Here is a 26,578-nt window from a genome sequence, read left to right on the forward strand (position 1 = left end):
AAATGCAATACGAATTAATCATTGGTATTGACCCTGCTGGTATTGGTAATAATGGAATTGTTATATACTCAAATGAAACTAATAATATTATTTTTAATGAAACATTTAAAGCAAAAACAGTTTTAGAAAGTAAAAATATATATAAAGAATATTTTAAATTAATTAAAAAACAATTTAAAAATAAAAAAATATTAGTTATTGTAGAAAATTTCTTTTTAAGTTCAAAACAGTTATTAACTAATCCATTAGCAACACCAAAAGTTATTGGTGCTTTAATGATATTAGTACAAGATGTTATGAACTGAGATTATCATGAAAATGAACCAAAAAACAAAAATAAAATAGAAGATTATAAAGGAAATATAAAATTTACAAAACATGAACAAGATGCTTATAAACATATTCAATATTATTTAAGGAATTATAAAAATGAAAAATAAAGAAAATTACGTTAAATTAACAGTAAAACTTAGTAATACTATTGAAGTAAAATATCATGAAAAAGGTAATAAACAATTATATTATACTGTTCGTGGTCAATGAAATGGATTAAACTATGTTACTTTAATTTTTAATAACCCAAAATTTTATAAACGATGTATTTTATTAAACAAAAATGATGAAATTATAGTAACTGGTCAAATCTTTAATACTTTAAATATTCATAAAAATCGTGCATTTTGTTCAATTAATGTTAAATGATTTAAAAAATGAAAGGAATAAATAATGAATTTTGATGAATGATACATGAAAAAAATAAAAGAAACTTTAAAAATTATTGAAAGTGATAGTTATAAAGAAGAACTAAAAAAACATAATGAAATCATTGAAAAACATAAAAATTTAATGAAAGAACTAAATAATGAATAAAGAAAAATTAATTAATTATATTAAAAAACAACAAAAATTCTATAACGGTACAGAAATAGATTTGATACTTGATATTTTATTGTAAAAAATAATTAATGGTGAATTTAATAATGAATAAATGTAAAAAATGTAATAAAAGAATCTGATTAAGTAAAAATTGATGTATGACATGTTTAGAAATAATAGTTAATAATTTAAATAAAAATAAGGAGAAATAGATAGTGAATAAAGACCAAGAAATTATTAATGAATATAATAAAAAACGTAATAAAGAAATAACTGAAGAACATTTATATAATATAGAAAAATTAAGAGAAGAGTTTAAACAAAAAGTAATTAATAAATATAATGAAAAATTAATTATCTGATTGAATAAGCAAATTAGTATTTGTTTATGTGATTCATTAAAAGAAGCAGGTAAACTTACTGCTTATTATAAATTAATTGAGTTTATAGAAAATGGAGAACTTCATTAATGATAATATTACCTACTTTGTTTGAAAATAAAGATGAAATTGAAATATTATCACCATTTCCAAAAGCAATTCATACAAGTAATGATATTAGAGCAATTATTTTAAGACAATATCCAAATGTTAAATCAAAACACATAATTGTTTCTGACCCCGAAAGTAATGTTGCATTAATAGTTGGTGATAATGATGTTTATCAAGGTTGAATTAAAGTAACAGTTAAAAAATTAGAAATTAAAGGAGAATAAACAAATGCAAAAGGAAAAAATTAAAATTAGAAATTATGAATTTGAATTAAATTCTTATGTAGTAGATTCCTTATTAGATGTTATAAGAGAACTGATAAAAACAAATAAAGGAGAATAAATTATGTTAGATGAAATTTTAAAAGTAATTTTTGATAGAGCAGATAAAAAAGAATTAATTAATATGATAGAAAGATTAATTCTTTGTACTAATAATAGAAAAGAAACAAAAAAATGACTTATTAGAGAATTTGATAAAAATAATTATGTTTTAGAAAAATTATTACAATTAGAAATACAAGGAGAAAAAAATGGAAACAAATAATTATACTTTAACTAAATTAATTAGAACTGGTATAAGTCCTATTTGTGCAATGATTGGTACAAGTGCTTATTATGGTCAAGTAATTGCAAATCCAATATTAGGTTCAATTAATAGTTTATTATTTGGTAAAAAATTAGGTTTAGATATATGAAATTTAAATCAAAGACCAAATACAAAAACTAAATTAATTAATAGTTCTAAAAAAATTATTTTAGGTTTAGGAACAATTGGTTTAGCAAATTATAGTAAATGAACAGAAAATAATATTAATCCTATTATTCCAACAACACCAACTCCAATAACTACTACAACTACAACAGAAGGTCCTCCATGATTACTATTAAATAAACAAGAAAATCAGTCATTAATGGATTGAGATACATATATTAGTTTAAATGCTTATGGTATATCAAATCTTATTAGTGGAATTCTAGAATTAATACCTAATAAATTTGAAGCAATAAGAAAAATTTGTAATATGGCAACTGGTGGATGTTTAATATCAAGTGATGTTGCTATGGGTATTAATAATGATTTTAATAATTCTTATGCAGTACCTACCATAATTGCTGGTGTAAGTGAAATTATCCATAATTTACTTCCAATAGAAACAAATCATAATAGAGAAATGCAAGAAACTTCATTTACAAATGAAACTGCAAGATTAATAAATGATAATAGATTTACTATTAATAGTGAAACATCAAGTCAATATGGTAGTGGTAATATAAGCGAAGCACTATTAAATAATGATAATGCTTCATTAAATTGAGATTATAATCACATGAGTTTATAAAGGAGGTGAAAAATAATGAATAAAGAAAAATTACTTGAATATTACAATGATAAATTAAAACAACATGAAAAAGATTTACAAGAAATACGACTGAATGAAGGTATAGCTAAAAATATTTTAATAGACACAAAATATATGATTGAAAAAATTAATAAAGGTGAATTTGATGAATAATCAAAAATAAAAAAATAAAAAATTGAAAGGAAAATATAAAAATGAAAGAATTTTTAAAAGCACTTGAAACAATTGGAATAAGCACTGGTATATTAATTTGCAGAGAAATTATTGTTTTATTAAAACGATTTATTACAACTCCAAAACATGTTAGAGCAAATAACAAAATTATCAAACATCAAAAAAAATTAGCAAAATTAAATGAAAAGATTAATAAAGAAAATAAATAATAAAGGAGAAAAATAATATGACAAAAATTGAATTTAATGAAAAATATAGAAAACAAGATATCAGTATTGATAGAGATTTTGATTTACATATTGATAATTGTTTTAAATTTTCTGATATCAATACATTAGAAAATGCTGTTAATGATTATAAAAAACTAATAAGTGAAATGCCACAATTAGTTAAAGATTGATTATTGGGATAAGATTAGGAGAATGTTAAATGTTAGAAAATGAAAATAATGTTCAACAAACAACTGAACCTTTAACTGAAAATAATGCTCAACAAGAAATAGAAAATAAAGTTAATGAAGCAGAAAATAAGTTAAATAAACTTAATCAAGAAATTAAAGAAAAAGAAATAATTAATATATTTAAAAAATATCAAGTTAAAAGTGAATTTTATGATTTTTTAAAATTTAAAACTAATAATTTAGAAAATTCAAAAATTGAAGAAACTATTAAAAAAATCATTAAAGAACAACCAGTATTTAAAGAAACAATTAATACAGGTGGCAAACCACAAACAATAATAACAAATCAACCAAGTTCAATAAAAAGTACATTATTGGATTATAAAAAAAATAATAATTTATAACAGAAAGGAAATCAAAAAATGGCAATACAATTCAATAAAAATTTAGATAATACCGAAAAATTAGTAGAAGCACCAGAGTTTATAGAATTTTATAAACAATCAAATTCACCATGAGCAAGTTTTTTTCCTATCGAAATGGTTAATTCAACAAAAATTGAATTTATAGTTAAAAAACCAAAAAATTCAGAAATTAAAGTATTAAAATGAAATGATAAAAGCAAAGGATTAGATGTTAGTTATGCTGAAACTATTAAAATTTTAAAAGAAATTAAAGAAGAAGCAGTTGCGGGTGAAATAATTGCTAATGTTGATTTAAATGCTGAAAATGGACAAAATTTATTAAATACAATGCAATATGAAGTTGCTAATGACTTAGCAGATTATTTAGCAAATAATGATACAAATGTAATTGCAAAATATGCAACTAAAATAGACATTACTGATAAATCACCAGTAGGATATTTAAAATCAATGTTAGATGCTTGAAATACTTTATTTCAACTAAGAAATAGTAATAATTGTCGTTTTTTTATTACTAATAATCTTTATGATAGTATTGTTTATTTAGCTAATAATAAAGGATTAATTACTGATAATCAGATTGCTCAACAATTAAGATTAAATGGAAATGATTTATATATTAAAGGTGTACTATGTCAAATTGTAATGGATGATTATATGACATTTACTGATAATAATGAAACTAAAATTATGTCTTTTGTTTTAGCAACACCAAGAGCAATGAAAAGATATATGTTACAAAATACAGTTGTATATGTTCAAGATATTGCTGATGGTAAAGTTGGAAGAAAATATTTAGTTGGTGGAGAAGTAACTGGTGAATCAATACCCTATATAACAGATGAAGAAACAACTTCACGCTGAATGTTATGTGCAATTGTTAATAATGATAAAAATGATTTAAAAACTAAGATTACAAATTTAACAACTGATATTACTGCAAATGGTAATAACAATAACAATGAATTAAATACAGAAATAAAAAGTACTAATGAACTTAAATCATTAAATCCAAATTTAACAAATCCAACTATTAAATATTTTAGTGATGCACAAGGAAAAACTAATGTAAGTAATCAAAAACAAAAAGCAGGTGACTTATATATAACTATTACTGCAAATATTAATGACTTAAATTATAAAGGAACAACAAATCCAATTAAAATAACTCTTAAATAAAGGAAATTAATATCATGCCAATTGGTACAACTAGTACAGCAATACTTTTAAACATAAATAAACCAAAACATACTAGAACAAGTAACCAACAAGAAAATAAAAGTTTTTGATGAGAAATTTTAGAAATGATTGGTGTACAAGTAATAGCAGTAGCACTTGCTCCTTTTACTGGTGGTTTAAGTGAAAGTATAGCACTTGGATTAGGTGCAAGTGATTTTATTGCAAGTACTATTAATTTTGGTATTTATGCTACAACTGATTTTACTATTAATCAAGTTTATGATTATTTAAAAGGAAATGTAACACCATTAAATACTTTTTTTAATATATTACCTGCATTTGTTGGAATTAATAAAATTAGTCGTGGTTATCGTACTACTAAATTTATTAAGTTAGCACAAAAAACTAAAACATTAGAACAAATTGGTGTTAAAGAAGCAAAAAATTTACAAGAAATTATTAGTCAAGTAAGTGGAAAAGAAATTTTAACAGATAAAATCATTGGTAATAAACGTTATTTATTTAATTATAGTTTGGCACCTAATCGTGAAACAATAACACAAAATTTAGGTTATGTTGCTGAAAAACAATTTAAAAATAATTTTAAATCTTTAAAATCACAACAAATAAAAGAATATTTATCATTACAAAATACATTAATAAAATTAAGTCCACAATTAACTCCAAAGTTTAAAATTAAAGATATTGAAAAAGCAAATAACTTTTTAAAAAAATATAATACTGAATTAAAAGAAGTATTAAAAATGAACCAACATGATTGATTAAATTTAGTTCATACAATACATACAGAGAATAGATATGGAAAATCTTTAATTTTAGATTTACAAAAAATTCGTGCTAATGCTATTAAATTTAATTTTAAAAATAGTTCAATTCATAAAATTGTTTTAAATGCAAATAAAATTTTTAAGTATTTTGATATTAGATTTTATTTAAAAAAAGGTTTAAATAAATTTTGAAAAGATACACCATATTTTGAAAAATTACGAGAAAGTATATATAAATTACAAGAAAAATTTGAAAAATTAGAAAAACAAGCATTTGAAAAAATTAATAAATTAAAAGAAAAAGCAACAGATTTATTTACTAGTGCAGAAAAAAGAGCAATTAAACATGCACAATTAATTCCACTAAATTCACCAGTATTTATGGGTTGTAAAATTCAACCTTTATCATTAGACAAATGTGCAATTACTATTTATCATCGTAATCCTAAGTATAAACCAATTACAGTTGTTGATAGTATTCTTAAAGCAAAAACTTTTGTTACTCAAATACATCCATTTCATTGATATCGTTGATATAGTGGTTGATACATTGGTTATGGTGTTAATCGTAATAAATGATTAAAAGCAATAGCATTTGCTCCACCAGTGGTGCAACAAGTAATTAGAGATAGTTTTAAAGTATATAGAGAAATATTTAGAACTATTAGAACTTATCATAAAGTAGTAAATGTTATTAATAATCCTATTGAAAATATTAATAAATCATTTAAAAGTGTTGGTTTAAAATTTTCAGTTAATACTTTATTTGGTACTGGACTATTACATCATTTAGAAAAATTTGCATATAGTCAAGTTGTAGAAAAAGGTAAGAAAAAATTACAAAAAGAAATTATCCATATATCACATAGGAAAACTAAAACAAAAACTAAACATTATAAAAAAGCATTTTTTAAGGAATGATAAATTATGATTAATAAACTTTGAACTGATGTCAGTCTTGAAAATTATAATAACTGATATCCATTAACTGGAAAAATTACAGAAACTCCACCGCAATATATAAATACATGACCTAATGTAAAAGACTGATTTACAACTTTTGCTATTCGCGCTCAAAATGATATTAATGCTTATCTTGATTTTATTTTATCTAAATTTCCTTTTGATAGTTTTAAAGATGAATTAATTAAAGAAACATTAAGAGATATGGTTTATGTAATGGTTGAACATTGAGTATTTAATCGTACACCAATTGAATTTAATGTTGATGCTACTATTCAATTCAATAATGGTACATCATTTAATGCAAGTAGTATTCCTACAATTAATGTTTGAGATTTAGCACCAAGTAGAATGAAAATATGAGCAAGATTAACAGAATTAAAACAAGTATTTTCAAATTATAATCAAGATGAAATAGATATTGAAAAAATTGACTTAAAAGTATTTTATACTAGAAATCAAGTTGATGAATTAATTAAAGAACAAAAAGAATTTACATTATCAAAACAAATAAAATTATATGATGATTTAGTTAATGATAACGAAAATGAGATATATAGGGGTCGTGTTACAAACTTTATAAATAAAGGTTATGTTGCAACTGATTATGACCCAAAAACTGAAACAATGATTTTAGATTGACCTGATGAAATTGGTACATTACCACCAGAAGCATTACAAAATAATCCACAAATTGGTGATTTTACTCATGCTGCGACTGCTGACTTTTCTGCTAAACAACAAAAAAGAATTACTACTAATGAAAATAGTATTAAATTATTAGAAAATAAAGTTGATATTAATAAACAAAATATTGATGATATTAAAAATAATTGATTTAATATTGAAACTAGTCCTTTATGAAAAAAAGTTAAAAATGAAAATATTAAAACAGATATATGATATATTATTGATTGAACATATTATTTTATCGATAGTAAACAACTTATTATAAGTAATAATAAATTAACTAAATCTAATATAAGAATTACTAATCATCAAATAGAAAATAGACAAATAATAATTGAAAAAATTGATGTTAATATTGACAAAGTAATGTTATTATATGATGATAATTTAATAAAATTTATTGTTGCTAATAGCACAAAAAAGTATACACCAATAATTCATAATATATATCAATATCAAGGTACTGGAACACCAACTGAATTTATAGCAGAAGAAAATACTGAACGTGATTATTATACAAAACTAGAAACTAATAATTTATTAGATAAAAAACAAGATAAATTATCTTTAATTAAAGAAGATATTACTTATAAAGTTTTACAATATAGAGAATTAGGAACTGGTTTATTTACGGGTGATTTAGATATTCCACCAACTAAATTTATTAAACAATGAATTAAAGATAGTGGTGGTGGAGTTGACCCAACTAAATATTATACAAAACCAGAAATTGATAAAAAATTAGAAGATGTAAAGTCACAATTCCCTATTGCATTTCAATTGAATGCTGTAAGTCAAGAAATCCCTAATTTAGAAACTATTAATAAAACTGTTGCTGGTGCTATTAATGAAAATAAAGCAAATATTGATAAAAAACAAGATAAAGAAATATGAAAAGTAATAAGTAAAAGTAAAAATAATCGTGAATGAGATACGTTTGAAATTAATTTTAATACTGTATATAGAGTAATTATAACATTAGATGAATTACCAGTAAATCAAGCAAATATAAAGCATAAAGTAGAATTTAAAACTGGTAATTATTTAGGTGGAGATTATTTACTTGCAAAATTTAAAATTAAAGATGAAGATGTAATATTAACTTTAACTGTTAGAGAAAGTAGTTTTAATTGTAGTTTATATTTAAAAGGTGGAGATATTAATTATGGTGCTATTCTTTCATTAGAAGAATTACAAAATACAATTAAAGTTGATGTTACACCAAAAATAAAAATTAATTCAAAAAGTTTAGAAACAAATGAAGTTGAAGAAAATTGTTGAGATATTGAATTACCAGATAATCCAACACCAAGTCCAAATAATCAACAATGAAAAGATGTAGGAACAAGAGAAAAAAATAAATGAGATAATTGACAAATTACTTATGATTTTATAGTTAATAAACATTATAGAGTTTATTATTCTTGAAGTATATATAATCCAGTTTATACTATTCAAGAATTTATTATAACGGATAACAAAATTGCTGGTGTACCAATACAAACCTTTAATGATAGTGTTAATATAGTAATTTTATCAGTTCAACATGCTAAATTGATTACTATTTATAGTGGAAAAGGTAATTTAAAAGGTAATGTATGAAAATTAGAAGAATTACAGGAATAATATTATGTTTTTTAAAATTATAAAAATTATTTTAGGTTTAATTGGAGTAATTCTATCATCAGCAACTGCTGGTTTAATTATATTCATTATTGTAAAAATTATATTAAAAATTAATCAAATATTTTAAAGAAAGGTGGTGAATATTATGCTAAGTTTATTTAAAAGAAAAGAAAAAAATAATATTAATGATAATCAAAGTGAAAAATTAAAATTTTTAACTAATAAAAATAAAAGTACACATGCTTCTATTTTAAATTATTTTGGTTTTAATGATTTTAACCATGAAACTTATTTTACTGATTTTGTAGCAGAAAATAATGCTAATTTATATAATGCTCCATTAGAAATTAATAATGAAACCATTAAACAATATTTAATTCAACAAGAATTTTATAGAAAAAATTGAAATTCTATTTTTAAATTAAGTAAATTAGGAATTAGTGGTTATTTAATTTATATTGCAAATGATAATTTATATTTTCAAGTAGTTGATATACAACAAAGAGTTTATGATATTACTGGTAAATTAATTGAATGTACTATTTTTTATGATAGTTATCAACAAAATGCACAAACTGTAAGATTATTCGAAGTTTATACATTAAATAATGAACAAGTAACAATTAATCGTGCAATTTATAGTATTAGTGATAATAAAAAACAATTTCCATTAGATTTTAAATCATACATTAATAATCCTAATTTATCACAAGAACAAACATTAAACATTAACTATATACCAATAGCAATTATGAGAAATAAAGCAAATGAACAAGCAGATTGTGATAAAGTAATGGATAAAATTAAAGCATTAGATGTTATTTATGAACAAATTGTTTTAGATACTATTTTAAACTCACCTAAATTTATATTTAGTCAAACTTATGGTAATGTTCAATCAGCATTAGAAGAAGCAGTAAGAACTTTGGTTACTAAAAACTACATATTTAAAAGTGGTGGAGATAATAATGAACAAAACGAAAATATCAATATGACAAATAGTAATTTTAAAGGTAAAAATTTAACTGATATATATGATTGAAATGTTAATGAAATATTTAAACGTTGTGGTATTCATATACCAAGTCAAAAGAAATCTGCACAACAATCAGTTCCCGAAAGTACAGCAGTTAATATTTCAACTATTAATTATATTGAACAAAAATTATGACAATTTAATATTGATATTCTTAAATTTATTCAAATATTAGTGAAAATTGATAAAGATTTATTAAATAGTAAAACATTTAATATTAATGATGAACAAGAAATTAATAATTTAACAGTTAAATTAAAATTATTTAATCCCGAAAATAACCAATTAATAGGAGATAACAATGGAAAACAACAACAAACCACAAACGAAGTTTCCACAGAAACAGAAGCAAACTAAACTTAATCAAGCAGAAGTAGAAAATGATTATTTAATTGATAATATTCCATATGATTTTACTAATATGATGGGTGCTACTAGTGACCCAGATATTAATAGAGCATACGATGAATTTAAAAAAAGAACAATTTATATTTATGAAATTGAGCGTTTATTTAAAAATAATGAAAATAATAGTTTAAGATTTTCAGCAAATACTATTAAAATAGGTTTTATTGATATTGATAAAGTATTAAAAACTACTGCTGCTGAAACATCAGACTTTACTATGCAATTAAATCAAAGAGCAAGTACTAATATTAATGATAATACAATTGAATATAGTATGACTGATATTAAAAATTTAATATTTCAAGAAATAAATTTATTAAATCAATTTAAGTTATATGCAGTATCTATTAATGAACCATTAACTGAAAATAATATTGATAATTTATATATCATTAATAACTATTCACAACCTTATCAAAATCCAAAAACAAGAAGTACTAAAAGTATTACTATTATTAAAATTAAAGATTTTAAAACAAGAGATGGTTATCCAATTATTATTAAATTACAAAAACCATTAGACAAAGATACCAAGGTTAAAAGTATAACTTTAAAATTTCCTAAAACAATGTTATTTGGCAATATAAAAGTAAATGGTGAAATTGATGGATTAAAAGTATCACCAAATTTATTAATTGCTGATGATAACCAATTATTTCCATTATATGCTTTACCAATTCAAACTCAACCAAAAGTTAATATTTTACAACAATGATTTAGTGACCAAATTTTAGAGTGAAATATTGCTAAAAATTTCATTAATCAAAATTCTATTTTAGAATATTTAGATATTGGTGAAATTATACCTAATCCACCATCACAAGAATTTAAACACGTTAAAAAAATTGAATTAAAAAATGTTGAAACAATCGTTACTAATGAAAAAAACCAACAAACTAATATTCAAAAAGAAATGAATTTTATTTTTTCAAAAAATGATGAAAGTAGTTATATTTCAGCAGATACTGATACTTCATGTGGTCCTAACTGTCCTAGATTATTAGAAAATAAAAAGTGAACTATTAAAGTTGCAGAAGGACAAGCAACTGCACAAACACATTGAAAAATCAATGAAATTGATAGTGTAGTTTTAACTTACGATAAAATTAAACCAACTACAACATTGGGAAAATTATTAATGGATATGTTAGGTTATACTTATAATTATCAAGCAAATTTTAAAGGTTATGACCCAAAATATGATGCAAATCCAGATGTTAAAGAAACACCTGATATTACAAAATTAAGAAATGAGTTTGAAAATCAAAAACCACATGATGTAATTAATAATTTATTTGAACAATGAAAATTAGACAATCCTAATTTTATTAATAATTCAAAAGTAAAAATTTTTAAACAAGTAATTATGATGTTATCAAATTGTATACTTTCTTATTTATCAATTAATAAAGGTTTAGATGATGACTATAAATTATTATTACCTTATTACTTTGAATTAAAATCAAAACCAACAAGAAAATCAAGTCATGATAGATGAAGTTTTGATAATGTTTATGTTGTTTTAAAATCTGAGTATTTTGATTTTACTGACCCTAATAATATTAAAGTTAAAAATAAGAATATTAGTCAAAATGAATGATTTAAACTAAGTAATAACCAATTTAATTGATTATCATTAACTAATAATCTAGAAAGTAATAACATACCTTCATTATTACCACAAGATATTAGTTTAAATAATGGTGAATATGGTAAATATATGGTTAAAAGTATAATTAATAACGTTTTAGAGTTATTAAAATTATTTAATAGTCAAAAACAATATTTTTCAAGTTGAGATTGATTTAATTTCGTGCAAAAAGATTATTTTAGTAATGAAATTAAATTCAATATAGAAAAAGAAATTTCTAATTTACATAAACTAGAAATTTCCGGAATTTTTGGTATTGGTAATTATGATATTCTGCTAGAAACAGAAAGTAAAACCATAAATATTAATAATATTCAATTATTTAATTCAAATGATGAAACATTATCTTATATTAATATTGAAATTTAATTATTAAAATATCCATTAGGATAAGTACCATCTCATTTGATATCTGTTTTATCACCTTTTTTATTTGCAAAATATAATGAAATTATATTATGGTCATAACGATGTTCTCATATAGTTGCCCCCCCAGACTGCTGTATGGTCGGGTTTTAAATAAAAACTTAATTTTTGTCTTCCGTCTTTACAAGCAAGACCTAATGCTGTTGCTGAAATAATAAATAATACAGTCATAAATGTAGATATACCAATAAATATATTCCTTTGTGTTTTTCTTTGTTTTGCTATATTTTTAGCATAATGTAATTCAGAATTTTGTTCATTCATGTTTAATTACTCCTTTTTTCTTAATTTTATTTCTAAATTGTACTATTTTTCATTATTTTTACAAGTATGCTTTTAAATGCAAAATAACGCCTAAATTAAAGGCGTTTATTTTATGATACCTATACTATTAATTATATTGAAATTGTTTATTATATTTTAAATATGAAAGTCGTTTTTTAAAAAGTTTTGATTTAATTTTAAATTACACTTATATATGTTTATAATAAAAAAGTAAATTAATTTTTTAAATATATTTACAATAAATTTAAAATTTAAAAAAAGTTAGGAGAAAAAATATGAGTTTTAATTATTTATGAACTTTAAAAGAAGCAACAAAAAGAATGTATCAATCATTTAGAGATGATGTAAAAAATCAATGAGAAAAAACAGATTGAAGAATCTTAAAAGAAAGAGATAGAAAATATATCCCCGTTAAAATTAAAACAAGAACTAGAAATACTATCAATGGTCTTGTTACTTATAAATGTCGTGATTATAAATATTATGATGAACAATTAAAAAAATGAGTTCCTATTTGTTTATTAGATGAAAAATTGCAATTACCTAAATACAAAAGGACTTGTCAGGATATCAAAAATAATGTTATTGAACATTTTGCAGATGGAAAAAGGTATATTGACATTTTACATACTATGAAACAAACAAAATTTAGCACAACAAGTATTAGTAGATTATTTCAAGAATATCAAGTTAGTAAATTAGATGTTCCTAAAATAAAATTAGAACCAAATCAATTTATTTATATTAGTATTGATGATGGACATCGAAAGTTTTGAAAATTTAAACGAAATTCTGGTAAATATTCAATGCGTTTAGTGTTATTTTGTACAGATAATGTTAATCATAAATTAGTTAATAAAAGAGTAGATGTAATAATAAGACCAACAAAAACTAAAATTGGAGTTCAAAAAACTGCTGAATTTATTTTAGAACAAGGAAATAGATTTTTTGAAAATTTTGACCAAGCAAAAATCATTATTTGTGGTGATAGTGCAGAATGAATTAAAGATGTTGCTAATTATTTAGATGCACAATTTGTTTTAGATAAATTCCATTTAGTTAAAAAGTTGTATGTAGGAATTATTGCTGGAAACAAAGGAAAATATTTTGAAGAATATAATACTTGTAGAAACTTTATTGAAAATGGTCAATATGATGAATTAATAAAGTATATGAATGAAATATTAAAAAATCATAAAAAATTAAAAAAACAATATTTTAAAAATAATAAACAAGGAATTGAAAATCAAGGTGCAAAATGAAATATTGGTACTTTTGCTGAAAGTAATATTTGATATATTTTAAAAGAAATGCTTGGTAATAGAACATATAGCATAGATATTTATATTAAAATGGTTATTTTTAAGTGTAATCTTGTCAATTCTAAAACATAATCAAAATTTTTATTTTTATTAAAATATTAAAAACTTATTAATTAAAAGTTAATAAGAATTTTTGTTGTGTATTTATATTAAATTTTCTTATTGATTTTTTAATATTTGTATTTTAATTGAAATTAATTTAATTTAGTAGTAATATTTACTTACAATTGCATATAATTACAATTATTTCTTGTCTATAATTTAAAAGAAATGTTTAAAAAGTAATTATATCCTCCGTTTTTGTTACCGTCCCTGATTTTTTTAATAGTTTGCATTGTAAAATTATGTAATTCTTCTTGTTTTGGTGCATTATTAGTTTTAAATAACATAAATGAAGTTATTTTCTTATCTAATTTATTTCTATATGAATAAATTTCTTTTCTTCCTAAATTATAAGTTAAAAGTCTACAACAATATTGTTGTTTTAAACCATTTTCATCTCAAAAAGTTATATAAGCATCATCTGCACATATATTTAATTTTTCATTATCTAATACTTTAAATTTTTCTTCTGGTATTCATTTTTCAATTTTTGCATTTTTAAAAATTCTTGAAATAAGATTTTTAGAAAAAGAAGTATATTTAAATTCTGATTGAATATTAAAATAACCTTTTTTACTTATTAAATTTTCAATTAAATTATCTAATATATCAAAATATAAATCATTAGTAATTCTTGCTCTTTTTTTAATACCAAATTCTTCATAAATTGGATAATAATGTTTTTTATTAATTTTATCTCAATAAACTCTTTGTCTAAAAGTATCCATTCCAATTGGCGTATTTACTGTTCTATTACATGTTCAAGCAACTTTATATTGATTTTTATCTCTATTTAGAAAAAAATATTCATCAAAACCCTGTATTTTTTGAAAATATTTTGCTAAAATATTAGTGATTTCAGATTTTAGAAATCCTTTAAAACTAAACATTTTTTAACACCTTTCTATTTATTTTTTAACTCCAAAATTGTATCAAATTTATTAAAATATTGTTGAAAAATGTTTGGTTTTAGAGTATAATTTTAAAGAACGATAAAATAAACTGCAAATTCTATTTACGTTTAAAAGATAACTTTTATTAGTTATCTTTTCTTTTTTAATAAAATAATGTACAATAAAGAAAAATATAAATAGAAAAGGAAAATAAAAATGATTGAGCAATGATTAGCAGATGTAATAGTACTTTCAGTAATGTTTGGAATAGTATTTTTGGTGTTAATTACATGTAAAGGACATGATTTATGTCATAGAGAAAAAAATGGGTATATTTTTTATGTTTATATCTTTGAATTTTTTTGGTTTATTTTGAGCATATAAAATATATAAAAAAGACCATCCTAATTTTAAATTCTGATTAACTGTAAAAAACAAATTTAGAAGAAAAAATAAAAAAATAGCAGTGTAATGCTATTTTTTGTTATAATTGTACTTGGTTAAGTAAGTTAAGTATCATTTTTCACCGCAAGTGTCAAATTTGATACTTTTTTTTATTTTTTATGATAATATATATAAAGATTTATATTTATTTATAAATCATTCAATTTTATCAAAAATTCCTACCAGGATTGATTATAGATGAATATTTCATACAATTTTTATGTTAAAAAAATTTTTTATGCTTGTTATGTTAAGAATGTTGTTTTGCCTATTGATATTTTAAAAAATGAGAGAAATAAATTAGGTATAAAGAATATTGGTAATAATACTAAATTAAGAAATAATAATGTTCGTACTAAATGTAAATTAGTTCAAAAAGCATTACATAATTTTTATAATGCAAGAGTTTTGAGTTTTTTAACTTTAACTTATCATAAAAATGAAACTGATATTAAAAAAGCAAAACATGATTTACAATTATTCTTTAAACGTTTAAAACGTTGATGAAATGACCCTAAACGTGCTAAACATTTGGGTGAATTAAGATATTTTTATGTTTATGAATATCAAAAGCGTGGTGCAGTTCATTTTCATATATTATTTAATCGTAAAATACCATATAGTATGATAACTACATGATGAACACATGCTGGTAATAATAAAGGTATTGATTTAAAGGTTGTACATAAAGGAACAAATGAATTTGTAGTTAAATATTTGAGTAAATATGTAACAAAAGTACAAGAAAATATTAAATCATTAAATCAAAAAGATGTTGGTGTTCAAGCATATTCATTTAGTAGAAATTGTAGAAATCCGCTTGTAGTTCGCGGAACTAAAATGTTAAGTTTACAAGAATTAGTACAAGCATGTGCAAAAGCAAAAGAATTTTATTTATTTAAAACTAAACCAAATGAACAAGGTGTTACCAATTTAATTGGTGGAAGTTATGATTATGTTGCAAATTGTGATTATTTTAAAGACTTTAATTATTATGTTAGTTTAGAAAGTTTACGATTTAGGTATTGATTAAAAAATACATTTAATAAAAATGATATTTTAGATTTTATTTATAAAATTTTTGATAAAAGCAAAATTCAAAAAATATTTTTAAATAAACGGATTTTACATTAATTTTATATTTTTTTTGTAATATTTGTATTTTTTGGTACATTTGTTATACTTTAATTGTGGTAAAGATATTTGCTGTTCTGGTAGGTAGTAAATGTCTTTACTTTTTGTTTTATATTTATTGATATTTTATTTAATTATGATATTATCTACTTATAAGTAAATATATTTTAGATTAGTTTTTAAATTATATTTAACTTATTTGAATTGGTTTACAATTCCCTACCAGGAATAGTTAAATATTAATATAAGAACTTTTTATTTATTAAATTAATTTTATAGTTGTATATTTTTAATTTAGTTATTTATAATTGTTTGCCAATTCAATTTATATTTTATATAGAAAGAAGTTGGCAATTTTTATGTTTAAAGTTCAATTGGTTAATATTGATAAAAATAGAATGATACCTGATAAAAATAATCAAGGTCAAAATTTGAAATTTGATGTTTTAACTTTTTTAGAAATTAATAAACAAACAAATATACCTACCGGTAAAGTACGGGATAAATGATATAACCCGTTAGTAGTTAATGATTTTACACAATATTTACATAAACTTAGTTTTAAAGTTGGTAATTATTATGATTTAAAATTAGATTTATCCGGTACTATTGTAGATATTATTGAATGAAAAGATAAATAATTATGGTTAAAAATGATAATTGTTTATGTGAACAAGCATTTCATTTAGCAATTTATATGTGTAAACTTTGTGACCAAGTTATTTGTCCTAAAAAAGTTTTACAAAATTTATATACTAAAAATTATTATTGTCCTAATTGTATATTAAATATAGCGTTAAATAAATCAATGAGAAAAAAACAATTACAGTTAAAAGAAAATTAAAATTAAGGTAGGTTTAAAATGTTAAATGTTGAAAGTTATTTAAAAATGAATGGAATTGATGAAAAAAAGTTTTTAGATTTTTTATTAGATGAATTTGTTAATTTTCGTTGTAGTAATAAAAAATGTACTACAAAATTTTTAAAGCCTTATGGTAATTTTGATGTTTCAATGATATTAACTATGCTTGAAAATTTAATTTGTGTTGATTGTAATAAATGTTATCATTGTTGAAATAAAAATCATAAATGTAATAAATAAAAAAATAAGGTGGTATATAAAAGTGCAAGATTTAGAAAAACGTATTGAAGAATTAGAAACGGTTGTTAATGATTTAATTAAATTTCAAACTTTACTTTTACATTCTTTTAATTATCTTGGTAAAGATGAAGAAAAGTTTAAATATAGTGAGATTAAAAGAAAGACTGTTATTAAACATTTAAAATAATATTTTAAAAAAAACTAAATAGGGAGTATATATATACTTTTTTGTGTACTTTGCTCCCATGTTATACAAATTAGTATATATATGCTCCTTATTATTATATAAAGTAAGGAGTTTTATTTATGCCTAATGAATTAGAGCAAACTAGTAATTATACTTTAATTAAAATTTTAAGAACTGGATTAAGTCCTTTAAGTGCTATGGTTGGCGTAAGTGCTTATTATGGTCAATATTTAAAAGACCCAATATTAGGTTCTATTAATTCATTATTATTTAGTAAAAAGTTAGGAATTGATATATGGAATATTAATCAAAGACCTACTACTAGAAATAAAGTTATTAATAGTTATAAAAAGATATTTTTAGGTTTAGGAACAATTGGTTTAATTAATTATGCTAATTTTGTTCAGTATGTAGATAAGTCAGTTTCTTTATTAAGAGATGAACCTTGTTTTTGACCACCATGTCCTACTGAACTACCAATTCCTACACCAATACCAACTCCTAAGCCAGTAATTGATAAGCCTTTTGTAGACTGAGATACTTATATATCTTTAAATAGTTTTGGTATAGCAAATGTTATTAGTGGCTTAACTGAGTTAATACCTAATAAATTTCAAAATATAAGAAAGATAGCAAATATGGGTACTGGTGGATGTTTGATTAGTAGTGGTGTTGCTATGGGTATTAATAATAATTTTAATAATTATTTTGCTATTCCTACTATTATTGCCGAAGCAAGTGAGATTATAAATACTTTATTGTTACCGTTAGGAAATACACATAATAATACAGAGTTACAAGAAGTATTTACTGATGAAAGAGCAAGGTTAATTAATGCTAGTGTTAGTGATTATCAAAGTACAAATGATAGTATGGTTGATGTTGATTTAAATGATGATAGTATGTCTGAGATTAATTTAGATAGAGCAAGTTTAAATTGGGATTATTCTTATGCTTATACGTTAGGTGGTGTTTAAAATGGATTTTAAGGAGATTATAAAATATGCTTTATATATTGGTGGGTTTTGTCTTATACTTTGATTTTGTCGTAATTGAATACATGAGGGTATACAGAAATTCAAACATAAAAAACATGTAAAGGAAAAAGAAAATGACCCTGATTGTACTTTTTGTCGTAAAGATTTTGAAAAGAAGAAACGTAAATTAGAAATGGAAAAACAACAAAAAGAATTAGAGAAAGGGGGTGATTAATATGCCCGCTGGACTATCAGCATTATTAACCATGATAGGTGGTGTTGGACAACAATTATTAAATGCTTTTACTTATATTTTTGGTTGAGTATTTACTACTGGCGATGGTGGAACACTTACAAATTGACCAGTTTTAATTTCAATCGTATTTATGGTTCTTGTATTTATTAAGCAGTTTGTTGGTCATATTATCCATGGAACTCATTAGTAATTAGAAAGGAGTAAGCAAATGGTAAAGTTATTTTTTAGTTTGGTTTTTGTTTTACCATTATTAGGTAGACTTTTACCAGTTGTTAATACTTTGGTACAAACTATTTATATGCAGTATTTAAGTTCTTTTGCTGGATTACATACTGTGACACTTTTTATTAAGTCGTTTTTTTATGATAGTTTATACACTTTACCTTTGCCTATTCTTGCTTTAATAAATGTTAGTTTTGTATTTTATTTAATTTTAGGATTATTTAGATTTACAAGACATTAGGATGTGAAATTATGTTTATACCTTTTATTACAACTGTTATGCAATTATTTGCTTCAATTTTTATGAAGTTTTTTAGTTTTCCACTTGGTGATTTAGGTTTTAATTTAGGTACGTTAATGATATTTTTGATTTTGCTTAGATTTGCATTTAGGGTTATTTTACCTGAATTGATGTTACCAACATTAGGTTTAGGATATGCTGTTAAGTTCATTGGTAAAAGTTCTGTTTCTTTGGGTGTTGGTACTGGTCAACAAATTGCTAAGAGTTATCAAAGACGTGTTGAAAAAGTGAAAAACAAGAAATAAACAACAAGGTAAGTTTAAAGGTGGTGCTGGTGGTAATAAGTTTACTGGTAGTTCAACTCGTGATTTTGGTATTGGTGATTAATTATGTCTAATTTTGTTCTTAGTATATTACATTTTATTTTTATATTTTCTAGTAAAGATATTCAAATATTTTTAAATCAACCAAACATTACTAATGAAGTTTATATTTTGTTTAATTTGACTTTTTGGTTGGTATTAGGTGTATTTTTTAATTTTATTTATCGTGTTATTAAATTTGTTTTTAGGTCATTGTTTGGGTAGGTGTTAAGTATGAGTGTTTTAGAAATTTATAATAAAATACATCAATGTATAGTTGATTATTGAACTATGTTTATAGGTAAGCCAGTTGATGATTTTACTACTATTTTATGAAATTTAGTAGTTTATGGTACACAGTTTTTTATTGGATTTGTTTTGTTTTATGGTTCATGGTGAATTTTAAAATGTTTATTTGGTAAATAATTATGTGATTTAAGTTTGCAAAAATATTTTTTGTTGTAAATACTTCTGTTCAAGCACCAACTAGTTTAATTGTTTCAAATGACCCTAATGTTGTTAATTATGATATTACAAAAGAAATGGTTAAACACGTTAAGTATAATGATTTTAATGATTGAGCAACAATTCCATGAAATTCTGCTTATTTTGACATTGACCAACCGGATTTAAAATTAGTTAGTGGTGAATATATTGGTAATCAGGGTACTTATATATGTTCTTATTATAGTGATACAGTTGGTGTTCCAAAATAACAGATAAATATGGGGTCTGGCGTTTATACTTTTAATAGAAAACAATTGGATGAATTTTCACGTATTATGTTTAATCATAATTATGTTTCAGAAAAGAATACTAATCATTTGAATTTTGTTAATAACGATAGGAGAGTTATAAATTTTCAAACACAGTTAAATTTTGAAATTGATAAACCTTTGAGTTTTTATATTCAAGGATTTATGTTTTATTTTGAATATGAACGTTTTAAAACTTTTACTGCTAATTTTACTTTTAGTTTTTTAGATTATGTTGGTGATACAAAGTATGTTTTTAAAGGTAAGGTTGATAATAATATTTATCAGCAACATTTATATAATTTTGTTACTTTGCCTATTCGTGTACCAAATTTAAAACATTTAACAGTATTTTTTGATGTTCACGGCGATTCATATTCTTATATGTCACCACAGTTAAATCTTGGTCAAGTTAATATTTTTTCAAGTGAAAAAGTTATGCCAGTTCCACCAAATAGTCCTTTTAACCCTGAGTATGAGCGTGTTAGTTGATATGATGTTTTTGGTCATTTGCGTAATGCTTTTAGATGAGTACTTTATGGTGTTGTTGGTAAAGTTTTACCAGTTGAACCATTAAGAGAATTTTTTACTAAACTTGATGGATTATTGAGACGTATTTTTGATGATACTATTAGTTCTGTTTTAAATGTTGATTTTACTAGTGGTTTAGAACAAGTTTTAACTTTATGAGTATTTTTAAAAGCAGTAGGATTTTTAGTTGGTTAGGAGTTGAAATAATGCCTTGATATGGTTATTTCCTTTTAGGAATTTTATTATTAATAATACTATATCCATTTTTAATAACTAGAAAAAATATAAAGATATTACAACGTGTAGGTAGTTATATTATTTCAGCACCACCACGTACTGGTAAATCTGCCCTTGCTTGTTGTTTAGCACAAAAACATAAGGGTAGGGTAGTTAGTCCTATTCCTATTAAAGTACGTAATGAATATAGTTATCGCTGTTCTTATGATGATGTTTTTAAGTTTAATCAATTAAATAGTAATTATGCTTTTAAAGAGAATGATATGCTTGTTTTTGATGAATTAGGTTTAAAAATTAATAGTAATGATTTGTCACCCGAATTTAAAGAAACACAGGAAAGTTTAGGAATGTTTTGTAAATTGATAGGTCATAATTTTAATGGAATTATGTATATGATTGAACAACACCCCGATAGAATACCAAAACAAGCACGTGAAAAAGTAGAGTATATTGTTCAAGTTAAAAGAATGCGTATTTTATTATTTTTAGTTAAGTTTAAACTTAATATTTATACTAATGTTGATGATTATAATAAAATTGTTTTATCTAAAAGACAAACAAAGCGAATAATTAAACGTGGTGGATTACCACCCAGTTATAGTGGTGAAACTATGACTTTTAGTTTATGATTTCCTAAGTCTTATTTACAAAGATATAATAGTCGTGCTTTAAATTATATTCATTCGTTAAAGAGTGAATTAAGTAGTGTTAAAGACTATGAACAGTCACAAGCATTAGATTTTACTGTTGATGATATTAAAGCAGTAGGATTAGATAAGTTGGATAATATATTACAGACTGAAAAGAAAGAAACTAAAAATACTGTATGTCGTGCTTGTTATTATAGAAATAAACATTCTAACAAAAATAAATAAAGATGCTAAAATAAATTCATAAACTTAATATAAGTTTTTAATTCATTATTTTATTTTAAAAATAAATGAGTTTTTTATTTTGAAAAAGAAAGGTGATTAAATTATGTGAAAAAAAAATGAACAATATAAGGAATTTAATGATAAAGCTAAAGCTCAAAAAAAAGAAGATATGAAGAAATATAATGAGTTTCAACAAGAAAGGAAAAAAGAAGAAAAAAAAATAAAAGAAAAGCTAAAAAGAGCTGAAAAAGAAGCAAGAGTCAAAGAAGAATGAGAAAAAAGAGACCGTGAAAGAAGAAAAGCAGAAGAACAAAAAGCTCATGAAAAAGCCTGAGAATGTGAACAGAAGGAACGTATAAGAAGAGAACAACAACGAATGGAATTACAAAAAAAAGAAGAAGACAGAAGACTTAAAAAAGAAATTGAAAAACAAATGCAAGAATTAAAAATAAAATCAGAAAAAAAAGAAAATTTTGATAAATTTTCAAAAAAAACAAATCCATTTTTATAAAAATTATAGTATTTTGAAAAATTTAAACCTATATTATTGGTCGGAGCCAACCAGAACCTTGGTTGGTTGGCCGCGGGGTTTAGCCCCGCTGGGGTGAGTTGCGAAGCAACGAGGGGCAAAGCCCCTATTACTTGGTGAAGTTGATAATATGGAAGTATACCCAAAGTTATTTGTCAAAGATAAGATAGCATTTCCGCTATTATCAATGCCTATTGAAACTCAACCAAAAGTTAGAATATTACAACAATGATTTAGTGAACAAATTTTACCTTGAAAATTAGCAAAACAATTTATAGGGCAAGAAAAATCAGTTTTAGATTTAATTGCTATTGGTGGTGGTAGAGAAACAAGAAAAGAAATTATTAATAATGCCAGAGTAACTAATGCTTGATTAGGTTATTTTATAAGTTCTCATGATTTTGGACAATGACCATTAAAAGAAAAACGAGAACTGAAAGATAAAGAAATATGAAAAATTCATGATGCATTAGGTACAACATATACAAGTATTGCTACAAATGATGAATTTAAAGATGTTGAATTAGAAATAAAAGATAAACCACCAGTTGATAGTTTACAAAAAGTATTATTAGATATGCTAACTTATACATATAATTATAATAGAAACTTTGATGGTGCTATATATGAAAATGGAAATCCTAAAAATAAAATAGCAGAATTAAGACAAAAATTTGAAGGACAAAAACCCGATGATGTTATTACTAATTTATTCAAACAATGAAAATTAGATTATCCAAATTATATTAACTTAGAGCAAGTAAAAATATTTAAACAATTAATAATTATGTTATCACATAATATTTATTCAAATATGTCAATTAATAAAGGTTTAAATGATGATAATAAAATTTTATTACCATATTATTTCGAATTAAAATCAAATCCTATACATACAGATAGTGGTGAAGTTTGAAATTTTAAAGATGCAAAAGTAACATTAAAATCTGCATATTTTGATTTTATAGATATCAATAATATTAAATTAAAAAATATTGATATTAGTCAAAATGAATTATTTAAATTAGATGATAATCAATTTAATTGATTATCTATTACAAATGAATTAGAAACTAATAATATACCGTCACTAATCCCAGCAGATTGAACATTAGGTAATGGTGAATATGGAAAATATTTTACAAGAGTAGTTATTGATAAAAGTAAAATTGAAAATTCTTTAAATTTATATGGTTCAAATAAATTTCAGTTATTTTCAAAATTAGAATTTTATAAAGAAATTTCACAAATTGATAATAATAACGAATTTGAATTGCAAATTGAAAATCCGATTAATAACTTAAATCGAATTGAAATTAGTGGAATATTTGGTGCTGGTAATTATGATTTAATTTTAATTACTGATAAACAAGAAATAAACTTACAAAATATTAATTTATTTGATAAATATAATGAAAATATTTCTTATATAAATCTAGAAATTTAATTACTAAAATATCCAGTAGTATAATTTCCATCTCATTTTACGTCTTCTTTATTAGTAGGTTTTCATGCAAAATATAATTCTGTTTTATTGGGGCTTATTGCTTTATTTCATCATATAATACTTGTTCCATATATTGCTTTTCCATCTGGTGTTAAATAATATTTAAGTTTAGTATTTTCATGGGTAAGCACCCCCCATGATTAATCCTATTGTTCCGGTTGTAGCACCAGTTAGTGCTAATGCTAATGTTATTTTACTTAAATTTGTTTTTATTCATGTTTTCATATTAAATTACTCCTTTTTTCCTTGATTTTACTTTTAAATTGTACTATTTTTGATTATTTTTACAAGTATGCTTTTAAAAGTAAAATAACGCCTAAATTAAAGGTTTTTATTTTTTGATACCTATACTATTAATTGAATTGTATTTGTTTATTATATAGCAAATGTGAAGATACTTTTTTTCACAGTAGCATTATTTTTACCCCTAATTACATTTTTATATGGATACAGTGAATAAAACAAAGCATCATATGGGTCTTGATACATATTTTTGTCAGGAATATTAGTTTTTGTTTCATCATAACGTAATTCTTCTAAACATTGAGTTGTTTTTGGTAAATCATCTTTATTTGCATAAAAATTTCCATAACTCATAATATTTCTCATTCAAACCACTCTATTAGTTAATCCTGCTTCTTGATTTAAATTTGAAGCATGTTTAATAGCAGTTTGTGTTATTAGAATAGTATTATGTTCATCGATTAATTTTTGATTTAATCAATCAATGGCAGTTCGTGCTTTATCATCATAAAAATAAATTGCTTGTTCAAAATTTTCAAAATTATCCATTAATCCTAAAATTTCATTAACATAAGCATTAATTTTTTCATTTTCATTTATAAAGTCATTTGGTGTAACTACTAATTCACAAATAATATAAGCATCATAATAACCAGTATTATTATATTCTTTAAAACCAACTACCATAAATACAGTATGGTCTTTTGGTCCCGTAGCTCAATCAATACCAACACTATAAAAATCAAATTTATACATTTCTTTTTCTTGATTATAAAATTGTTTTAAATCATATGATTGTCAATATTTTACTGTTTTTTGAAATGGGAAAATTGTTGCATCGCTATCTAAAAATTCAAAACCATAATAAACAGTATTATATTCATCTGGATTACTTTTTTCCATTTCTAATAATGTTCTTTGTTGAATGTCAGGTAATTTATTTCAAAATGGTTGAATAGTAAATCTTAAAACAAATAAACCTAAACCACTAAACATATCTTTATTTTCATAATAAACTTTACCAACTTTTTTAAGATTTTTCATGACTTCATCATTTAATGATAAAAATGGTGTACAGTATTTTAAATAAAATGGATGATATTTATCATAAGGATTACATGTAAAAGTAATGAAAAAACTTTTATAAAAATAACGAGTAATCTTTTGTCCAAAGGTAGAACTATATATATTTTTATCAATAAATGTTCAACTTCACTCTTTAATAGGTTTATTTGATACTTTAATACGATTACTTCTAAACATAGAGTTTTGTAAACGTTCATATCGATATGTTAATTGTTTTTCAGTTAATGTTTCTTTTTCTTCTGCCATAATAATTTCATCTGTTCTTGAACCTAAAAAACTTGACCCACCTGCTTCTTTTCCAAAAATCTTATTACCATTAGCATAACCAATAAAGTCAATTTGTTGATTACTTGGAAAGATAATACATCCCCCATCCTTAGTAATTTTTCATTTAATGCCATGTGGATTATTAGGTAATAAATTAATATTATATGTATCTAATAAAACTTGACAAACATTCATTAAAGCACCAATTGTAGTTTCACTATGAGTATTTTCATATCTTCTTACTTCTTGAACACTACTATCTCTAAAATTACAACATATAAATAAATCAAATGCTAAACAGTTTCAAGTTTTTCTTGTTCCACGTGCTGTTGGAACAAAACGATAAAAACAATTAGTAGTAAAATATTCTGCTCATTCATCACCAACAAATTCTTTAAAAATATCTCAACTAAAACCATAATTATTATCACTAAAATTAAGATTATATTTTTTATTTAATTGTCCATAACTACTAATAAAAGCCATATTTACTCCTTATTTTTTAAAAAAAATTAAACTTAAATT

General features: G+C 22.7%; 39 protein-coding genes. 35 read left to right on the forward strand and 4 right to left on the reverse strand.

All coding sequences use genetic code 4. The annotated features are described in order from the left end of the window. The first annotated feature begins 2 nt into the window (after nt 1–2). The 17 genes from AACK83_RS04995 to AACK83_RS05075 all read left to right on the forward strand — a co-directional run bounded on the left by AACK83_RS04995 (nt 3) and on the right by AACK83_RS05075 (nt 12,439). The gene (locus AACK83_RS04995) at nt 3–440 is read left to right on the forward strand and encodes a hypothetical protein (protein WP_338957028.1); all 438 of its coding nucleotides are present in this window, start codon (nt 3–5) and stop codon (nt 438–440) included. Further along, entirely contained in the window at nt 430–723 is a 294-nt protein-coding gene (locus AACK83_RS05000; RefSeq protein ID WP_338959677.1) for a hypothetical protein, read from the forward strand. The genes AACK83_RS04995 and AACK83_RS05000 overlap by 11 nt, the downstream gene beginning before the upstream one ends. 3 nt (nt 724–726) lie before the next feature. Beyond that, the gene (locus AACK83_RS05005) at nt 727–870 is read left to right on the forward strand and encodes a hypothetical protein (protein WP_338957025.1); all 144 of its coding nucleotides are present in this window, start codon (nt 727–729) and stop codon (nt 868–870) included. Nucleotides 871–1,091: 221 nt separating this feature from the next. After that, on the forward strand, nt 1,092–1,346 hold the full coding sequence (locus AACK83_RS05010) for a hypothetical protein (protein ID WP_338956667.1): 255 nt from the start codon (nt 1,092–1,094) through the stop codon (nt 1,344–1,346). Next, nucleotides 1,346–1,591 (forward strand): hypothetical protein, encoded by a 246-nt coding sequence (locus AACK83_RS05015; protein WP_286640816.1) that lies wholly within the window; start codon nt 1,346–1,348, stop codon nt 1,589–1,591. Before AACK83_RS05010 ends, AACK83_RS05015 begins: the two co-directional genes overlap by 1 nt. Nucleotides 1,592–1,712: 121 nt before the next feature. Continuing rightward, the gene (locus AACK83_RS05020; RefSeq protein WP_338957016.1) at nt 1,713–1,913 is read left to right on the forward strand and encodes a hypothetical protein; all 201 of its coding nucleotides are present in this window, start codon (nt 1,713–1,715) and stop codon (nt 1,911–1,913) included. Then, complete coding sequence (locus AACK83_RS05025) at nt 1,900–2,709, forward strand: hypothetical protein (RefSeq protein ID WP_338957014.1); 810 nt, start codon at nt 1,900–1,902, stop codon at nt 2,707–2,709. Before AACK83_RS05020 ends, AACK83_RS05025 begins: the two co-directional genes overlap by 14 nt. Nucleotides 2,710–2,724: 15 nt before the next feature. Further along, nucleotides 2,725–2,883, forward strand: a complete 159-nt coding sequence (locus AACK83_RS05030) for a hypothetical protein (RefSeq protein WP_338957013.1) — start codon at nt 2,725–2,727, stop codon at nt 2,881–2,883. 41 nt (nt 2,884–2,924) lie between these two features. Continuing rightward, nucleotides 2,925–3,113 (forward strand): hypothetical protein, encoded by a 189-nt coding sequence (locus AACK83_RS05035; protein WP_338957011.1) that lies wholly within the window; start codon nt 2,925–2,927, stop codon nt 3,111–3,113. A gap of 17 nt (nt 3,114–3,130) precedes the next feature. Next, nucleotides 3,131–3,316 (forward strand): hypothetical protein, encoded by a 186-nt coding sequence (locus tag AACK83_RS05040; RefSeq protein ID WP_174480219.1) that lies wholly within the window; start codon nt 3,131–3,133, stop codon nt 3,314–3,316. Between the two features lie 17 nt (nt 3,317–3,333). After that, the gene (locus AACK83_RS05045; RefSeq protein WP_338957002.1) at nt 3,334–3,708 is read left to right on the forward strand and encodes a hypothetical protein; all 375 of its coding nucleotides are present in this window, start codon (nt 3,334–3,336) and stop codon (nt 3,706–3,708) included. Between the two features lie 18 nt (nt 3,709–3,726). Beyond that, the gene (locus AACK83_RS05050; RefSeq protein ID WP_338959680.1) at nt 3,727–4,908 is read left to right on the forward strand and encodes a hypothetical protein; all 1,182 of its coding nucleotides are present in this window, start codon (nt 3,727–3,729) and stop codon (nt 4,906–4,908) included. Between the two features lie 14 nt (nt 4,909–4,922). Next, the gene (locus AACK83_RS05055; protein ID WP_338959682.1) at nt 4,923–6,620 is read left to right on the forward strand and encodes a hypothetical protein; all 1,698 of its coding nucleotides are present in this window, start codon (nt 4,923–4,925) and stop codon (nt 6,618–6,620) included. Between the two features lie 3 nt (nt 6,621–6,623). Then, complete coding sequence (locus tag AACK83_RS05060; RefSeq protein ID WP_338957178.1) at nt 6,624–8,975, forward strand: hypothetical protein; 2,352 nt, start codon at nt 6,624–6,626, stop codon at nt 8,973–8,975. A gap of 4 nt (nt 8,976–8,979) precedes the next feature. Further along, nucleotides 8,980–9,102 carry a hypothetical protein gene (locus AACK83_RS05065; protein WP_255495924.1) on the forward strand — a complete coding sequence of 41 codons (123 nt, stop codon included), beginning with the start codon at nt 8,980–8,982 and terminating at the stop codon, nt 9,100–9,102. A gap of 18 nt (nt 9,103–9,120) precedes the next feature. After that, nucleotides 9,121–10,368 (forward strand): hypothetical protein, encoded by a 1,248-nt coding sequence (locus AACK83_RS05070; protein WP_338957148.1) that lies wholly within the window; start codon nt 9,121–9,123, stop codon nt 10,366–10,368. After that, nucleotides 10,313–12,439 (forward strand): hypothetical protein, encoded by a 2,127-nt coding sequence (locus tag AACK83_RS05075; protein WP_338957151.1) that lies wholly within the window; start codon nt 10,313–10,315, stop codon nt 12,437–12,439. The genes AACK83_RS05070 and AACK83_RS05075 overlap by 56 nt, the downstream gene beginning before the upstream one ends. Nucleotides 12,440–12,526: 87 nt before the next feature. On the opposite strand, the gene AACK83_RS05080 is transcribed toward AACK83_RS05075, so the two are convergent. Continuing rightward, nucleotides 12,527–12,760 (reverse strand): hypothetical protein, encoded by a 234-nt coding sequence (locus AACK83_RS05080; protein WP_338956981.1) that lies wholly within the window; start codon nt 12,758–12,760, stop codon nt 12,527–12,529. A gap of 296 nt (nt 12,761–13,056) precedes the next feature. Here AACK83_RS05080 and AACK83_RS05085 point away from each other — a divergent pair, with 296 nt between their 5' ends. After that, complete coding sequence (locus tag AACK83_RS05085; RefSeq protein ID WP_338956980.1) at nt 13,057–14,175, forward strand: Mbov_0401 family ICE element transposase-like protein; 1,119 nt, start codon at nt 13,057–13,059, stop codon at nt 14,173–14,175. Between the two features lie 182 nt (nt 14,176–14,357). Here the strand turns inward: AACK83_RS05085 and AACK83_RS05090 are convergent, their stop codons facing one another. Beyond that, a complete protein-coding gene (locus AACK83_RS05090) occupies nt 14,358–15,095 on the reverse strand; it encodes a UPF0236 family transposase-like protein (RefSeq protein WP_338959684.1) in 738 nt (245 codons plus the stop codon). A gap of 645 nt (nt 15,096–15,740) precedes the next feature. Between AACK83_RS05090 and AACK83_RS05095 the strand changes: the two genes are divergently transcribed. The 17 genes from AACK83_RS05095 (at nt 15,741) to AACK83_RS05175 (ending at nt 24,397) form a co-directional block, all read left to right on the forward strand. After that, complete coding sequence (locus AACK83_RS05095; RefSeq protein WP_338958223.1) at nt 15,741–16,676, forward strand: rolling circle replication-associated protein; 936 nt, start codon at nt 15,741–15,743, stop codon at nt 16,674–16,676. A 359-nt stretch (nt 16,677–17,035) separates the two neighbouring features. Then, nucleotides 17,036–17,317 (forward strand): hypothetical protein, encoded by a 282-nt coding sequence (locus AACK83_RS05100; protein WP_338958222.1) that lies wholly within the window; start codon nt 17,036–17,038, stop codon nt 17,315–17,317. 2 nt (nt 17,318–17,319) lie between these two features. Next, nucleotides 17,320–17,520, forward strand: coding sequence for a hypothetical protein (locus tag AACK83_RS05105; RefSeq protein ID WP_338958221.1), 201 nt, complete (start codon nt 17,320–17,322; stop codon nt 17,518–17,520). Between the two features lie 18 nt (nt 17,521–17,538). Next, nucleotides 17,539–17,778, forward strand: coding sequence for a hypothetical protein (locus AACK83_RS05110; RefSeq protein WP_338958218.1), 240 nt, complete (start codon nt 17,539–17,541; stop codon nt 17,776–17,778). Nucleotides 17,779–17,800: 22 nt separating this feature from the next. Beyond that, nucleotides 17,801–17,965, forward strand: a complete 165-nt coding sequence (locus tag AACK83_RS05115) for a hypothetical protein (RefSeq protein ID WP_338958215.1) — start codon at nt 17,801–17,803, stop codon at nt 17,963–17,965. A 119-nt stretch (nt 17,966–18,084) separates the two neighbouring features. Further along, on the forward strand, nt 18,085–18,942 hold the full coding sequence (locus tag AACK83_RS05120) for a hypothetical protein (protein WP_338959687.1): 858 nt from the start codon (nt 18,085–18,087) through the stop codon (nt 18,940–18,942). A gap of 1 nt (nt 18,943) precedes the next feature. Beyond that, the gene (locus AACK83_RS05125; RefSeq protein ID WP_174479931.1) at nt 18,944–19,177 is read left to right on the forward strand and encodes a hypothetical protein; all 234 of its coding nucleotides are present in this window, start codon (nt 18,944–18,946) and stop codon (nt 19,175–19,177) included. Between the two features lies 1 nt (nt 19,178). After that, a complete protein-coding gene (locus AACK83_RS05130; protein WP_174480862.1) occupies nt 19,179–19,385 on the forward strand; it encodes a hypothetical protein in 207 nt (68 codons plus the stop codon). A gap of 21 nt (nt 19,386–19,406) precedes the next feature. Next, nucleotides 19,407–19,661: a hypothetical protein gene (locus tag AACK83_RS05135; RefSeq protein ID WP_174480864.1), complete on the forward strand. Its 255-nt coding sequence runs from the start codon at nt 19,407–19,409 to the stop codon at nt 19,659–19,661. Nucleotides 19,662–19,672: 11 nt separating this feature from the next. Further along, nucleotides 19,673–19,966, forward strand: coding sequence for a hypothetical protein (locus tag AACK83_RS05140; protein ID WP_338958209.1), 294 nt, complete (start codon nt 19,673–19,675; stop codon nt 19,964–19,966). Nucleotides 19,967–20,050: 84 nt separating this feature from the next. Beyond that, on the forward strand, nt 20,051–20,248 hold the full coding sequence (locus tag AACK83_RS05145) for a hypothetical protein (RefSeq protein ID WP_338959282.1): 198 nt from the start codon (nt 20,051–20,053) through the stop codon (nt 20,246–20,248). Between the two features lie 9 nt (nt 20,249–20,257). Continuing rightward, a complete protein-coding gene (locus AACK83_RS05150; RefSeq protein ID WP_338958204.1) occupies nt 20,258–20,449 on the forward strand; it encodes a hypothetical protein in 192 nt (63 codons plus the stop codon). Nucleotides 20,450–20,451: 2 nt separating this feature from the next. Then, the gene (locus AACK83_RS05155) at nt 20,452–20,739 is read left to right on the forward strand and encodes a hypothetical protein (RefSeq protein ID WP_338959561.1); all 288 of its coding nucleotides are present in this window, start codon (nt 20,452–20,454) and stop codon (nt 20,737–20,739) included. Between the two features lie 9 nt (nt 20,740–20,748). After that, nucleotides 20,749–21,504 carry a hypothetical protein gene (locus AACK83_RS05160; RefSeq protein ID WP_338959564.1) on the forward strand — a complete coding sequence of 252 codons (756 nt, stop codon included), beginning with the start codon at nt 20,749–20,751 and terminating at the stop codon, nt 21,502–21,504. A gap of 11 nt (nt 21,505–21,515) precedes the next feature. Next, nucleotides 21,516–22,421 (forward strand): hypothetical protein, encoded by a 906-nt coding sequence (locus AACK83_RS05165; protein WP_338958200.1) that lies wholly within the window; start codon nt 21,516–21,518, stop codon nt 22,419–22,421. 103 nt (nt 22,422–22,524) lie between these two features. Then, nucleotides 22,525–22,932, forward strand: a complete 408-nt coding sequence (locus tag AACK83_RS05170) for a hypothetical protein (protein ID WP_338958198.1) — start codon at nt 22,525–22,527, stop codon at nt 22,930–22,932. After that, on the forward strand, nt 22,895–24,397 hold the full coding sequence (locus tag AACK83_RS05175; RefSeq protein ID WP_338959689.1) for a hypothetical protein: 1,503 nt from the start codon (nt 22,895–22,897) through the stop codon (nt 24,395–24,397). Before AACK83_RS05170 ends, AACK83_RS05175 begins: the two co-directional genes overlap by 38 nt. Here AACK83_RS05175 and AACK83_RS05180 read toward each other — a convergent pair. Both AACK83_RS05180 and AACK83_RS05185 read right to left on the reverse strand, forming a co-directional pair. Continuing rightward, a complete protein-coding gene (locus AACK83_RS05180; protein ID WP_338957845.1) occupies nt 24,394–24,588 on the reverse strand; it encodes a hypothetical protein in 195 nt (64 codons plus the stop codon). The genes AACK83_RS05175 and AACK83_RS05180 overlap by 4 nt on opposite strands. A gap of 244 nt (nt 24,589–24,832) precedes the next feature. Then, nucleotides 24,833–26,539 carry a hypothetical protein gene (locus tag AACK83_RS05185; RefSeq protein WP_338959691.1) on the reverse strand — a complete coding sequence of 569 codons (1,707 nt, stop codon included), beginning with the start codon at nt 26,537–26,539 and terminating at the stop codon, nt 24,833–24,835. Nucleotides 26,540–26,578 lie beyond the last annotated feature (39 nt).

It is taken from the genome of Spiroplasma endosymbiont of Tiphia femorata, from assembly GCF_964020225.1.
Taxonomy (GTDB): Bacteria; Bacillota_I; Bacilli_A; order Mycoplasmatales; family VBWQ01; genus Spiroplasma_E.